Here is a 12,938-nt window from a genome sequence, read left to right as displayed (position 1 = left end):
TGGGCAGACGAGGCAGGATGACGCCACGATTCTCCGCACGTCCCACCATGAGGGATAGACTTTTCTGCCATGCGGAACAAACCTGCCTACGCCGTCGGCTCCGTCGACTCCGCCCTGCTGCTGGCGATCGTGCTGCGCCAGGAGGGTCCGATGCGGGTCACCGACGCCGCACAGCGGGCCGGGGTGTCCGTCTCGACCGCACACCGGCTGCTCTCCACGCTCGTGCACCGCGACTTCGCCGTGCAGCTGCCCGACCGCCGCTACGACGCCGGCCCCCAGATGGGTCAGGCCCCCTCCCGGGCACCCGTGGCCCGGCTGCGCGAGGCCGCCGGCCCGGAGCTGCGCGCGCTGCGCGACCACTGGCACGAGACCGCCAACCTTCTCCTGCTGGACGAAGAGGGCACCGGGGTCCGCTTCCTCGCCACCGAGGAGGCCGACCAGGTGCTCCGCGTCGGCGACCGCACCGGGCGCATCCTGCCCGCCTACGCCGCCTCCGGCGGCCGTGCACTGCTCGCCCGGTACGACGACGCCGCCGTGGAGGCGGTCCTGGAGCGCTGCGGACTCGCCCCGGATCAGCGCGGCGTACACCGGCGTGCCATCCAACGCGCCCGCCGCGAGGGCCACGCCCTCAACCAGGAGGCCACCGAGACCGGCCTCACGGCGCTGGGCGTCGCCCTGCCCACCGGCACGGCCGGCTACCCACCCGCCGCGATCTCCCTGTCCATGCCGTCGGCCCGTTGGTCCCGAGCGCTCCTGCCCGCCTTGTCGACCGCACTCAAAACCGCCGCGGCCCGCATCGCCGCCGACTGAACCGGCTGCTGAACCGGCTGCCGGACCGGGCCGGATGAGTTGTCGGAGCCGGGGTCGTCATGCTGGAAAGGTATGGCTGCGAAGGCCGCGGCGACGCGAGCGATGATGGCGCGGGTCTGTGGCTGGTGGGCGATCCAGGTGGGGAGGCGGAACGCCGGCTCGGCCAGGGGATGCCAGGTCCAGTCCGGCAGGAGGCGGTGGGCGCTGGGGCGGGTCAGCAGGGCCGCTGCCGCGTCGCCGGCGGTCGCGCAGGCCAGGGCGTTCTCGGTGAACCACGCGAAGATCCATTGGGGTTGGACTCCGCAGGCCGCTGCCGCACCGAGGATCTGGTCGTGCTCCTCGGTGACCTGCTCGCGACTGTGGACGAGGACACGTACGTCGTCCAGATCCTCGAGACGGCACACGGTACGTGCCGCGAGGGAGTGTCCGGGGCGGACGGCAAGGCCGATCCGCTGCTCGTACAGAAGCCTGGCGGTGAGCTGGGCTGGCGGACGCTGGTGGACGAGGGCGAGGTCGAGGTGGCCCTCGCGCAGCATGCGCAGCTGACCGGTGCTGTTGGCGTCGGTGAGGACGAGTTCGGCCTCGGGCACCGTCTCGCGGAGCGAGGTGAGGACCTGGGTGAGCCATGGAGTCGGTGTGCCGGGAGGCAGTCCCGTACGGACGGATTCGCGGACCGGCCCGGCGGAGTGGACGACCTCGCGGGTGGTGTCGGCCAGGCGCAACAGGAGCCGGGCATGTCCGTAGAGGGCCTGGCCGGCGGCGGTCGGGCTGACGCCTTGGGGGAGGCGCTCGAACAGCACGGCGTCCAGGGACCGTTCGAGCTGGCGCAGTTGGCGGGTGAGCGCCGGCTGCGAGATGCACAGGTGCTCGGCCGCCCGTGAAACAGAGCGCTGCTCGAAGATCACAGTGAAGTAGTGCAGCTGCCGCAGATCCATCGCCATACCTTCAAGGTATATCCCCTGTGTCCAGTTGATATTGGCGCTCTCGCCGGGGCGCGGTGCCTACTGGTCGCGGCGCCTCCTGTTGCGGACGGCGCCAATGCCGAGTGGAGAGGGTGGACGAGGACGATGAGTTCGACGGACATGGGCCGGCCGGTGGCGCCGAGTGCCGGTCGTTCCCAAAACGACGCGGACGGCAGCAGCGACTACGACGTGGTCGTTGTCGGCGGTGGCGCGGGCGGTGTCGGGGCGGCGGTGGGCGCGGCGCAGAGCGGGGCGAAGGTGCTGCTGATCGAGCAGTACCCGTTCCTGGGCGGGGCGGCCACGATCAGTTCCGTGCTGTCTCTGTGCGGCATCTTCGACCAACGCGGCGAGAAGGTCGTGGCCGGCGTGGCCGACCAACTCCTCGACCGGCTGCGCGAACACGGCGCCTACCGCGAGAAGACCATGGGCTGGACCGGCAACCGCATCGTCCTGCTGGACGCCGAGACGACCAAGCTCGCCTACGACGAGGTGACGGCGGCCGCCGGGGTGGACGTCCGCCTGCACTCCACTCTGATCGGAGCGGAGCGGCTCGGGGACCGCGTCACCGCCCTCGAACTCCACCACCGCGGCGGGCGCGAGACGGTTCGCGCCGCGGCGTTCGTCGACGGCAGCGGGGACGGCGCGCTGCTCGCCGAGGCGGGTGCGGAGATCCGGGTGGAGCCGGTCGAACGGCGCCAGACCAGTTCGCTGGTGTGCCGGTTCGGCGGCGTCACCGAGGACGCGGACCTGTCCCGCGAAGGCACCCGGGCCGCGGTCGCCGAGTACGCCACATCCGGCGGCGTCCAACTCCCGCGCGACTACGGGATCATGGTGCGGCTGCCGCTCACCGGCGAGATCATGGCGATCCTGGTGGACGAACAGGTCGACGCACTGGACGCGGAGGCCCTGAGCCGCGACGAGGCCGCCGGACGGCGCCAGTCGAGGCGCTACCTGGAGGCGCTGCGCAAGCACCTTCCGGGCTGGTCCGGCGCCTACCTGATCGAGACCGGGCCCCAGATGGGCATCCGCGAGACCCGCCACCTGGTGGGCCGCACGAGCCTGACCGCCGAGGACGTTCTCACCTCGCGCAAGCAGCCAGACGAGTCGATCGCCCGCTGCGGCTGGCCCGTCGAGGACCACGCCGGTCGCGGCGTCACCCGCTACGCGCCACTCGCCGAACAGAGCTGGTACGACGTGCCGTACGGCGCGATCTGCTCGTCCGATACGGACAACCTCTGGGCGGTGGGCCGTCTGACCAGTGCCCAGGCCGACGCGTACGCCTCGGTGCGGGTCATGGGAACCGCCCTGGCCACCGGGCATGCGGCGGGCGTCGCCGCGGCCCAGTACGCCTCCGGCCGCCCGCACGACCTGCCCGCGATCCGCGCCGAACTGCGCGGCCAAGGCGCGATCGTCTGAACCGGCCCACCTCACTCGTGACACCGGCGGCCCGCCCGCCACACCTCACCTCGCCCGGACCTGGCCCACCCGCCTGTGCCGGGTCCTCCGTAACCTCTCCTGGCCTTCTCCTTCCGTAGTCCCCCTTTCCGTAGCCCCTCTTGCCGATATCGGAGTTCGACGATGAGTTCCGCTTCTTCTGCCCCGCCCCGCCCTGATACGACCGCGCCATCCCGCTATCGCTGGGTCGTGCTCCTGCTGTGCTGGGCCGGGTTCACCATGACGTCCGTCGACCGCTCGACCTGGGGGCCTGCCTCACCCGCCGTCAGCGAGTCCTGGGGAGTTCCGCTTTCCGCCCTCGGGATCTTCGCCACCTGCTACTTCATCGGCTACGCGATATCCAACGCCATCGGCGGCTTCCTCACCGACTGGGTCGGCAGCCGACTCGTGCTCGGCGTCAGCCTGCTGGCCTCCGGCTCGCTCATGGTGGCGTTCGGCTCCACCGCCTCCGTCCCGGTCGGGCTGGCGGTGCAGGCGGCGATCGGACTGTTCGCCGGGGTGGAGTTCTCCGCCGGCATGAAGCTGATCACGACCTGGATGCCGGCCCAGGAGATCGGCCGCGCCAGCGGCATCTTCATGACTGCGACGTCGCTGGGCACCGTCGTCGCCAACGCGGTGGTGCCCACCCTGTCCAGCAGTGCCGGCTGGGGCGCGTCGTACCACTTCTTCGGCTCCGTGACCGTGGTGCTGGCCGTCCTGTGCGCGGTGTTCCTGCGCAACGGACCCGTCACCGCCGAGCCGGACGTGTCGGCCGAACAGAGCGTCCGCAGACGGGCGTTGCCCGACATCAGGCCGCTGGCCCGCAATCGGGACCTGCTCCTGCTCGGTGCCGCCGGATTCGGCGGCCTGTGGGGTACGTACGGCTTCGTCACCTGGTCCAACACGCTGATGATCAAGGGGAGCGGAATCGACCCCGTGGACGCGGGGATCGTGGTCGTGATCTTTTCGTCGGTCGCGGTCGTCGTGAAGCCGCTCATGGGATGGATCACCGACCGGCTCGGCTATGGCATGCGCCTGCCGACCATGGCGATCCTGCTGCTCTTCAGCGCCACCCTGCTCGCCTTCGGCTCGCTGCACAGCTACGCATTGTTCCTCCTCGTCGCACCCCTCCTGGGGATCGGCGCCTACGCCTACTCCACGCTCACCGCCGCGATGATCCCCGTCCTGTCGGGCACGAGGCTGGCAGGTTCGGCGGCGGGAGCCTGCAACGCCGTCTGGCAGCTCGGCAGTGTCACCGTCCCGGCGGTCATCGGCCCGGTGTTCAGCGCGACGGGCTCGTTCCGCGCGGCCTTCGCCGTCCTCGCCGTCGGTCCGTTCCTCGGGGCGGCGGTACTGCTGGGCGTGCGCGACGACCGACCTGGTCACACGGCACGGACGAGCGAGCTCTCGGCCCAGACGGTAAGGACATCTCCCGGGCCTTCGGAGAGCTCGCTGTACCTGCCGGACACGGCACACAATTCCCTTAACTAAGCGCTGCGTTGATGCAGTGGCGCTCAGGCGTCCGACACGGTGGCGGTGACCGAGGTGCCCGCCTCGACGGTGCGGCTCACCGTGCACAGGCGGTCGTGCGAGCTCTTCACGGCCCGCGGCAGGATCGCGCGGGCCCGGTCCCCTTCCGGGCCGTCGGGAAAGGTGACGTGGAAGGTGACGGAGAGGTCCGCCATCCGGTTGCCGCCCTCGTCCTCGACCTTGTCCCCGGACGCCGTGACGACGAACCCGTCCGGCTCGGTGTGCCGCGTCGTGGCGACCTCCACGTCGACGGCGGTGCAGCCACCGAGCGCGGCGAGGAAGAGCTCGACCGGGGTGAAGTCCGTGCCCTCGCCGGTACGGAAGGTCAGCGTGCCCCCACGGACGTTGGTCGCGCTGAACCGGCCCGGGCCGGAACGTTCGATGGACACGCTGCGCAGTGCGTTGTCAGTCGTCATGGCGCCGACAGTAGTCCCCCGGCAGGCGGGCGCCGCCTGCACCGCACCGGTGCAGGCGTCAGGTGCGGTCCCCAGCGTGGCAGAACAGGGGGTCGAGCGGAACGCCCTGGTCATCAACAACGAGGCAGCTGTCCGCGATCGGTTCCCGGGGGAGGTCCAAGAGAAGCCGGTTCAGAACTTCCGCCTGGTTGGGGAGCGCGACCGGGTCGAGGCCGAGAGCCCGGGCCGCGCGGTCCCGTCGCCGATCGAGGTCGGGCATGTCGTCCAGGTACTCACCGATGAGCGCCCACAGCTCTTCGGTGCTGCGTCCAGGAGCGTCCCGCCACCACGGGACCACAAGGCACAGCCTCACCAGCTCCGGCAGCCCGAGAGCGATGAGTTCCGCCTCCCCGTCGAGGCTGATGTACACGACGGGTCGTTCCTCCCCACCCTCGCCGACGAAACAGAACGCGTCACCCGAGCCGGCCCGCGCAAACTGCTCCAGCCGCGCCCCGGACGCGAGCCGGACACCTTCCTCGAGCTCATGAGCCGTCGGGTCCGTCGCGTCGAGATCCGCGACTCCCGCGAAGAAGGCGACGGCCTCGCTGTCGGCGCTCAACAGAGGCAACAGGACCCCGGGCTGAGCGGGTACGTCACGATCGGGCGCGGGATCCGGTCCGTTCACCCGCCCACCGTAACCGGGACACGGCGGGGCGGGCGCCGAATCGTATTTCTGCGACCGACCCGCCTCGCCGTGTCCAGCAAGTTCGCCGTCATGCGGCTGCTCCCGATGAGCGAGGTCGCGACCACGAGATCGGGACACTGGATACCCCTCGACCGTCCCGGCCGCCCCCGCCCGCGGACGTCACGGTGGACAACAGGTGGATCACGTCACTTGCCGATCCCGGCCGTCAGCCCGCTGAGCAGTTGCCGGCGGCCGAACGCGTACAGGATCAGGATCGGCAGGGTCGTGAGGATGACCGCGGCGAGGATCGCGGGGACGTTGACCTGGAACTGGCCCTGCAGGGTCCACACGGCGAGCGGCAGGGTCCGCTGGGACGGGCTCTGGGTGAGGATCAGCGGCAGCAGGAATCCGTTCCAGATCGTCAGGGCGTTGTAGATGGTCACGGTGATGAGGGCGGGGCGGGTGAGCGGCGCCGCGAGGCGCCACAGCGTGGACCACTCGGTGGCTCCGTCAACCCGCATCGAGTCGAAGAGCTCCTCGGGCACGTCGCGGATGAAGTTGGACAGCACCAGCACGGAGAGCGGGATGGCGAAGGCGATGGAGGGGAGGATGAGTGCCAAAAGGCTGTCGTAGAGGTGCAGCTTGATGATGATCAGGTAGATCGGGATGATCGTGGCCTGCAGTGGGATGGCGAGGCCCATGAGGAAGAGGCCGTTCACCATCCGCAGGAACCGCATCCGCCAGCCGCGCACGATCGCGTAGGCGGCCATGAAGGAGAACGTGATCGCCGGAACCACCGCTCCGACGGCGACCACGACGCTGTTGAGGAAGTAGTGGAGGAAGTCGGATTCGATGACCAACCGGTAGTTGTCGAAGGTGGAGTCGCCCGACGGCAGCAGCGCGTTGCCGCTGTAGTAGGTGCTCTGGTCCTTGAGGCTGGTGATCAGGGTCCAGTACAGAGGGATGATGACGACGACGAGCCAGCACCATCCGGCCAGGCCGCCCGCCCAGTTGCGCCGCTGGGCGGTCGCCCGGGGGCGGCCGCGTCGGCGTTCGCGGTGGTCGTCCTTCCGCGGTTGTGCCTTGGTCAGTGTGGCGGTCATGTCAGGCCCCCTCAAGCTGGCTCTCACTGGCGTCCCGGCCGCCGAGCCGGCGCAGCAGCAGGGCGAGGACGAGGCCGAGCAGGACGAGGATGACTGCGATGGCGCTGGCCGGGCCCATCAGGTTGGCCTGGAATCCCCGCTTGTACATGTCGAGCGCGAGGACGCGGGTGGCATCCCCGGGCCCGCCCTCGGTCAGGACGTAGATCAGGTCGAAGAAGGTCAGCGAGCCGACCACCATCAGTGTCGACGAGGTGATGATGGTGTATTTCAGCTGGGGCAGCGTGATGCTGAAGAACTGCCGGATGCGCCCCGCGCCGTCCAACTGGGCTGCCTCGTAGAGGGACTTGGGGATCTGCTGCACCCCGCCCTGGTAGATCAGCGAGTGGAACGGCACGAACTGCCAGGAGACGATGAAGACGACGACGCCGAACGCGAGCCCCGGCTGTCCCAGCCAGTCCTTGCTGAGCCATTCGATCCCCAGGCCCGCGCCCAGTCCGAAGGTGGGGTTGAGCAGTGCCTTGTATGCGACGGCGATCGCGGCGGAGCTGAGCAGCAGCGGGACGAAGTACACCACGCCGAGGATCGCCCGGTAGCGCTGTCGTCCTGCCATGAAGGTGCCGAGCAGAATGCTCACCGGGGTCTGGAACGCCCAGGAGGCGATCATGACCCCGAAGGTCACCAACACCGCATGCGGAAGGCCCGGGTTGCTGAGCACCGACCGCCAACTGGTAAGGCCCGAGGGATGGATGGCGCCGATTCCGTCCCAGGTGGTGAAGGACAGCACGAAGACACCGACGAGCGGGACGACGGCGAACCCGACGAAGACCACGAGCGCCGGCGCAGTCAGCCACGGCAGGACGCTGCGCGGACCGCGACGGGCCGGGCGGGCGGTGAGCGAGGTCATTTCCCGATGACCTCGTTGAGGTTGGCGGCGAACTGCCGCGGCGAGATCGACAGTTGGAACAGCTTGACGATGTTGTCGAGCAGCGTCTCGGCCGCCGTCGGGCTGAGCGCCTGGTCCCAGGACTGGCTGAACGACTTGGCCTTGGTGGCGATGTCGTAGGTGAACTGCAGGAAGTCGGAGTCCTTGGAGGCGGCGAGCAACTTCTCCGTGCCCAGCTTGACCGGGACGCCGCCGCCGTCGATCCACGCCTTCACCTCGGCGTCCTGCAGCATGCCCTTGGCGAAGAACTCCTCGGCGATCTTCTTCTCCTTGGCGCCGGCCTTCGAGGAGATGGACAGGTACTCGCCGGGGTTGCCGACGGTGTTGCTCGGATCGCCCTTGCCGCCCTTGACCGGCGGGAAGTTCATGTAGCCCAGGCCGCCGCTGGAGACGAAGTCACCGCCGTCGTTCTTCTGGATTCCGTATGACCAGGAGCCGTGCAGCATCATCGCGGCCTTGCCGGTGTACAGGAGGGCCTGGTCGGCGTTGGAGTCCGCGGTGATCGACGAGAAGCCCTTGATGAAGCCCTTGGCCTTGACGAGGTCCTGCACCATGCCGAGTGCCTTGATGGCCGCGGGGTCGGACCACGCGTTCTTCTCTCCGTCGAAGATGGCCTGGAACACCTCGGGGCCGCCGATGCGGTCGAAGAGGAACTCCAGCCACATCATGTTCGTCCACCGGGACTGCCCGCCGAGGGAGAACGGCGCGATGCCCTCGGCGTTGAACTTGGGCACGAGCGCCATGATGTCGTCCCACGACTGCGGCGGCTTCACACCGACCTTGTCGAAGACCTTTTTGTTGTAGTAGAGGAAGATGGGCTGCACGCGCTCGACGGGCATCGCGTAGATCTTGCCCTTCACGGTCGCCGCAGGGAACGCCGTGGGGAAGATCTTCTCCTTGACCTCGGGGTGCTTGTCGAGCCACGGCGTCAGATCCTCGACCTGGCCCGCCTCCACGTAGCTGCGCAGCGTCCCGCCGCCCCAACTCTTGATGATGGTGGGCGCCTTCCCGGCACCGATCGCGGTCTTGATCTTCGTCTTGAACGCGTCGTTCTGGAACGAGGTGCCTGCGATCTGACTCTTGGGGTGGGCCTTGTTGAAGGCCTTCACCGCATCGGCCCTGACGCCCTCGTCGGGCTGTCCGCTCAGGTACCAGTACGTGGCTCCCGCCTTGCCGTTCGCACCGTCCTTGGTCGGCCCTGACGATCCGCAGGCCGTGAGCGCCGCAGAGAGCGGGACGGCGGCGGCGACGCCGAGGACGCTCCGTCTTGAGACGGGACGCCGTGAGATGGGGATTTCCATGTCTGTTCTCCGCACTCGAGAGCCACCGGCCACTCATGAGCCGCTGTGAAAACTTTTCGAAATCCGGCTGACTTTCAGCCCTGTGACTGCAAATTAGGTAGCAGCCACAGGGCTGTCAAGACATGCGCAACAACGTTGTGGGACAAGGGACTTCCGCATAACGTCGGACGAGCAGGACCCTCATTGAACCGCAGCAGACTTCGAAAATATTTCGAGATGCCGCGGACAAAAACACAGGAGGATGCGGATGTCCACGGCTGATTCACATGCGACGACGGGGCAGGCCGCGCAGCGCTGGCAGGACCCGGCGCTGCCCGCCTCCGAGCGGGTCGACGCGCTGCTCGCCGAGATGACGGTGGCGGAGAAGGTCGCACAGCTCGGCAGCCGCTGGCTCGGCAACTTCATGGGGCATGACGCGGGCGACGATGGCGACGGCCTCAACAGCAACGACCGTGAGGGCGAACGGCCTCAAGTGGCACCCCTGGAGGACCTGTTCAAGGATGCGGGGCACGTTTCCCTCGAGGAGGCGGCGCGCGACGGACTGGGCCACCTCACGCGCGTATACGGAAGCCGTCCCGTGAGCGCGGAGGAGGGCGCGGCACTCCTGGTCGCGCAGCAGCACACCGTCGTCAAGGGCTGCCGGCTCGGCATCCCGGCCCTGGCCCACGAGGAGTGCCTCACCGGGTTCAACACGTACGGCGCCACCGTCTACCCCGCGCCGCTCGCCTGGGCGGCGGCCTTCGACCCCGACCTGGTGCGCCGCATCGGCGGGGCGATCGGGCGGGACCTGCGGGCGCTCGGCGTGCACCAGGGACTCGCACCGGTCCTGGACGTGGTGCGGGACTACCGGTGGGGCCGGGTCGAGGAGACCATGGGCGAGGACCCCTACCTGGTGTCGATGCTCGGTGCCGCGTACGTCGCCGGGGTGGAGGGCGCGGGTGTCGTCGCCACCCTGAAGCACTTCGCCGGATACTCGGCGGCCCGCGGCGCCCGCAACCACGGCCCCGTACCGATGGGCCGCCGCGAACTGCTGGATGTCATCCTGCCGCCGTTCGAGACCGCGATCGCGGTGGGCGGCGCCCGCTCCGTCATGAACTCCTACTCCGACATCGACGGCGTACCGGCCGGCGCCGACCCGTGGCTGCTGACCCAACTGCTGCGCGAGGACTGGGGGTTCACCGGGACGGTCGTCTCCGACTACGGGTCACTCGCGTTCCTCGCCGGCCTGCACGGCGTCGCGGCCGACCTCGACGAGGCGGGCGTCATGGCACTCGGCGCGGGCATCGACGTGGAGCTGCCGGACACACTCACCTTCGGCCGGCACCTGGAGGAACGGGTTGCGCGGGGCGAACTCGAGGAGTCTCTGCTCGACCGGGCGGTGCGCCGACTGCTCACCCAGAAGGTCGAGTTGGGCCTTCTCGACGCCGACTGGACGCCCGAGGGCTCGGTCGCCTCCGCCGCGACGAGGGACCTGAACTCCCCGGAAAACCGAGAGCTGGCAAGAGAGTTGGCCGAGCGATCGGTCGTCCTGCTCGACGCGGGCAGCGCGCTGCCGCTCGTCGACGCGGACGCGGGGCGCGCGGCGCCGGGCCGGGTCGCCGTGGTGGGGCCGTGCGCGGCCGACTCGCGTACGTTGATGGGCTGTTACGCCTTCCCGAACCACGTCCTGCCGCGCCATCCCGACCTGCCGCTCGGCATCTCGGCACCGACCGTCGTGGAGGCGCTGCGCGCCGAACTCCCGGACTCTGAGGTCGTCTTCGAGCCGGGCTGCGACGTGCGCGAGCGGGACCGGTCCGGTTTCGCCGCGGCGGCGGCCGCGGCCCGCGAGGCGGAGCTGTGCATCGCGGTGGTGGGCGACCGTGCGGGCCTGTTCGGCAACGGCACGTCGGGCGAAGGTTGCGACGTCGAGGACCTGCAACTGCCGGGCGTACAAGACGAGTTGCTGGCGGAGCTGTTCGCCACCGGGACGCCCGTGGTCGTGGTCGTGCTCTCCGGCCGCCCCTACGCCCTGGGCGAGGTGCACCCGCGGGCCGCCGGCCTCGTCCAGGCCTTCATGCCGGGGCAGGAGGGTGCGGCGGCGATCGCGGGTGTGCTGTCCGGACGCGTCCAGCCGGCGGGCCGGCTGCCGGTGCAGATCCCGCGCCGCCCGGGCGGCCAGCCCGGCACCTATCTGCAGCCGCCGCTGGGCGCGCACACGCAGGGCATCAGCAGCGTCGACCCGACGCCGCTGTTCCCCTTCGGGTACGGGGCGTCGTACACCACGTTCGAGATCGGTGACCTGCGCGTGAGTGCGAGCGACATCCCCACCGACGGCGAGTTCACGGTGTCGGCGCGGGTGCGCAACACCGGCACCAGGCCGGGACGCGAGGTCGTCCAGCTGTACCTGCGCGACCCCGTCGCACAAGTCAGCCGCCCCGTACGGCAGTTGACCGGCTTCGCACAGGTGGACCTGACCCCCGGGGCGAGCGCACAGGTGAGCTTCCGGGTGCACGCCGACCGGACCGCGTTCACCGGCCGCGATCTCACCCGGATCGTCGAGCCAGGCGCGATCGAGGTGCAGGTCGGCGCCTCGTCACAGGAGCTGCCCTGCCTGGCTGTCGTACGATTGACGGGCCCCACCCGGGAGGTCGGCCACGACCGGCGACTCACCACTCCGGTGGATGTGACCCTGGAAGAGGCCGATGCCACCGCACGCTAGACGCACCACCCTGGCAACCATCGCCCGCGAGGCGGGGGTCTCCGTCGCGACCGTGTCGAAAGTGGTCAACGACCGCAGCGATGTGGCGCCGGGGACCCGCGCCCGGGTGCTGGAGCTGCTGCATGAACACGACTACCTGGCGCCCGTGTTCCGGCACACCGAGACCGCCGAGAACCCGACGATCGAGGTGCAGTTCAACAACGACCTGAAGACGTATTCGGCGGAGGCGCTGGAAGGCATCGTCGACGCCGCCGCCGAACTGGGCGCCTCGGTCGTGATCAGCAAGTCGGCGCCCGCCCCGCACTGGGCGCGTGACCTGGTGTCGGCCGGACGGCGCGCGCTGATCGCGGTCACCAGCATGTACACGGCCGCGCATGTCAAGGAGCTGACCAGGGCCGGACTTCCGCTGGTCGTCCTCGATCCGCTGCACCTGCCGCACAGCCGTGTGCACAGCGTCGGGGCGACGAACTTCGCCGGCGGCCTGGCCGCGACCGAGCATCTGCTCCGCCTCGGCCACCGCCGCGTCGGCTATCTCGGCGGACCGACCTTGGCCGTGTGCAACCAGGCCCGTATGCACGGCTACCGCGCCGCCCTGGAGGCGGCGGGCGCCCCGACGCCCGCCGCGTACGTCCGGCACGGCGAGTTCACCCACCGCACCGGCCTGCTCGGCGCCGCCGCGCTCCTCGACCTGGACGAACCACCGACGGCGCTCTTCGCGGGCAACGACGAGATCGCCCTCGGCATCATCGAGGCCGCCCGCTCCCGCGGCCTGCGCGTCCCCGAGGACCTGAGCGTGGTCGGCTTCGACGACACACTCCTGGCCCGGATGGTGTCACCGCCCCTGACCACCGTGCGCCAACCACTGCGCGAGATGGGCGGCATCGCACTGCGCACCGCGCTGCGCCTGGCGAACGGCGAGCGGGTCGAGTCCCACCACATCGAACTCGCCACGGAACTCGTCGTCCGGGCCTCCACGGGGCCGCCGCGCTGAGCGGACGGGTCCACGCACTGCCCGTCCATGTCGCCCGCAGGAGGCCAACGGACAGCAGCGCTGCCCGGATTGGTCACAGCGGGCCA

At 69.9% G+C, this 12,938-nt stretch carries 11 protein-coding genes; 5 read left to right on the top strand and 6 right to left on the bottom strand.

Annotation, left to right across the window (positions count from 1 at the left end):
• Positions 1-69: 69 nt before the first annotated feature.
• Positions 70-810 (top strand): IclR family transcriptional regulator, encoded by a 741-nt coding sequence (locus tag OHA73_RS37815; RefSeq protein ID WP_327657355.1) that lies wholly within the window; start codon positions 70-72, stop codon positions 808-810.
• Here OHA73_RS37815 and OHA73_RS37810 read toward each other — a convergent pair.
• A complete protein-coding gene (locus OHA73_RS37810; protein WP_327657354.1) occupies positions 696-1,751 on the bottom strand; it encodes a LysR family transcriptional regulator in 1,056 nt (351 codons plus the stop codon). The genes OHA73_RS37815 and OHA73_RS37810 overlap by 115 nt on opposite strands.
• A 126-nt stretch (positions 1,752-1,877) precedes the next feature.
• Here OHA73_RS37810 and OHA73_RS37805 point away from each other — a divergent pair, with 126 nt between their 5' ends.
• Together OHA73_RS37805 and OHA73_RS37800 are read left to right on the top strand one after the other, a co-directional pair.
• On the top strand, positions 1,878-3,188 hold the full coding sequence (locus OHA73_RS37805; RefSeq protein ID WP_327657353.1) for an FAD-dependent oxidoreductase: 1,311 nt from the start codon (positions 1,878-1,880) through the stop codon (positions 3,186-3,188).
• Positions 3,189-3,350: 162 nt separating this feature from the next.
• Complete coding sequence (locus tag OHA73_RS37800) at positions 3,351-4,697, top strand: MFS transporter (protein WP_327657352.1); 1,347 nt, start codon at positions 3,351-3,353, stop codon at positions 4,695-4,697.
• A 23-nt stretch (positions 4,698-4,720) separates the two neighbouring features.
• Here OHA73_RS37800 and OHA73_RS37795 read toward each other — a convergent pair whose 3' ends face one another.
• The 5 genes from OHA73_RS37795 to OHA73_RS37775 all read right to left on the bottom strand — a co-directional run bounded on the left by OHA73_RS37795 (position 4,721) and on the right by OHA73_RS37775 (position 9,163).
• Positions 4,721-5,152, bottom strand: a complete 432-nt coding sequence (locus OHA73_RS37795; protein WP_327657351.1) for an OsmC family protein — start codon at positions 5,150-5,152, stop codon at positions 4,721-4,723.
• A 58-nt stretch (positions 5,153-5,210) separates the two neighbouring features.
• A complete protein-coding gene (locus OHA73_RS37790) occupies positions 5,211-5,816 on the bottom strand; it encodes a hypothetical protein (RefSeq protein WP_327657350.1) in 606 nt (201 codons plus the stop codon).
• A gap of 206 nt (positions 5,817-6,022) precedes the next feature.
• Positions 6,023-6,919: a carbohydrate ABC transporter permease gene (locus OHA73_RS37785; protein ID WP_266723024.1), complete on the bottom strand. Its 897-nt coding sequence runs from the start codon at positions 6,917-6,919 to the stop codon at positions 6,023-6,025.
• A gap of 1 nt (position 6,920) precedes the next feature.
• Entirely contained in the window at positions 6,921-7,823 is a 903-nt protein-coding gene (locus OHA73_RS37780) for a carbohydrate ABC transporter permease (RefSeq protein ID WP_267068225.1), read from the bottom strand.
• The gene (locus OHA73_RS37775) at positions 7,820-9,163 is read right to left on the bottom strand and encodes an extracellular solute-binding protein (RefSeq protein WP_327657349.1); all 1,344 of its coding nucleotides are present in this window, start codon (positions 9,161-9,163) and stop codon (positions 7,820-7,822) included. Before OHA73_RS37775 ends, OHA73_RS37780 begins: the two co-directional genes overlap by 4 nt.
• A 247-nt stretch (positions 9,164-9,410) precedes the next feature.
• Between OHA73_RS37775 and OHA73_RS37770 the strand changes: the two genes are divergently transcribed.
• Both OHA73_RS37770 and OHA73_RS37765 read left to right on the top strand, forming a co-directional pair.
• The gene (locus tag OHA73_RS37770; RefSeq protein WP_327657348.1) at positions 9,411-11,861 is read left to right on the top strand and encodes a glycoside hydrolase family 3 N-terminal domain-containing protein; all 2,451 of its coding nucleotides are present in this window, start codon (positions 9,411-9,413) and stop codon (positions 11,859-11,861) included.
• Positions 11,845-12,852, top strand: coding sequence for a LacI family DNA-binding transcriptional regulator (locus OHA73_RS37765; protein WP_327657347.1), 1,008 nt, complete (start codon positions 11,845-11,847; stop codon positions 12,850-12,852). The genes OHA73_RS37770 and OHA73_RS37765 overlap by 17 nt, the downstream gene beginning before the upstream one ends.
• Positions 12,853-12,938 lie beyond the last annotated feature (86 nt).

This window comes from Streptomyces sp. NBC_00483 (assembly GCF_036013745.1).
Taxonomy (GTDB): domain Bacteria; phylum Actinomycetota; class Actinomycetes; order Streptomycetales; family Streptomycetaceae; genus Streptomyces.
The sequence above is the reverse complement of the archived record's forward strand: the minus strand, read 5'-3'. Positions and strand labels throughout refer to the sequence as shown.

What these genes read in the sequence shown, in the direction of transcription:
- OHA73_RS37815 (WP_327657355.1), top strand. Translation starts at nt 70, where the DNA reads ATGCGGAACAAACCTGCCTACGCCGTCGGCTCCGTCGACTCCGCCCTG.
- OHA73_RS37810 (WP_327657354.1), bottom strand. Translation starts at nt 1,751, where the DNA reads ATGGCGATGGATCTGCGGCAGCTGCACTACTTCACTGTGATCTTCGAG.
- OHA73_RS37805 (WP_327657353.1), top strand. Translation starts at nt 1,878, where the DNA reads ATGAGTTCGACGGACATGGGCCGGCCGGTGGCGCCGAGTGCCGGTCGT.
- OHA73_RS37800 (WP_327657352.1), top strand. Translation starts at nt 3,351, where the DNA reads ATGAGTTCCGCTTCTTCTGCCCCGCCCCGCCCTGATACGACCGCGCCA.
- OHA73_RS37795 (WP_327657351.1), bottom strand. Translation starts at nt 5,152, where the DNA reads ATGACGACTGACAACGCACTGCGCAGCGTGTCCATCGAACGTTCCGGC.
- OHA73_RS37785 (WP_266723024.1), bottom strand. Translation starts at nt 6,919, where the DNA reads ATGACCGCCACACTGACCAAGGCACAACCGCGGAAGGACGACCACCGC.
- OHA73_RS37780 (WP_267068225.1), bottom strand. Translation starts at nt 7,823, where the DNA reads ATGACCTCGCTCACCGCCCGCCCGGCCCGTCGCGGTCCGCGCAGCGTC.
- OHA73_RS37775 (WP_327657349.1), bottom strand. Translation starts at nt 9,163, where the DNA reads ATGGAAATCCCCATCTCACGGCGTCCCGTCTCAAGACGGAGCGTCCTC.
- OHA73_RS37770 (WP_327657348.1), top strand. Translation starts at nt 9,411, where the DNA reads ATGTCCACGGCTGATTCACATGCGACGACGGGGCAGGCCGCGCAGCGC.
- OHA73_RS37765 (WP_327657347.1), top strand. Translation starts at nt 11,845, where the DNA reads ATGCCACCGCACGCTAGACGCACCACCCTGGCAACCATCGCCCGCGAG.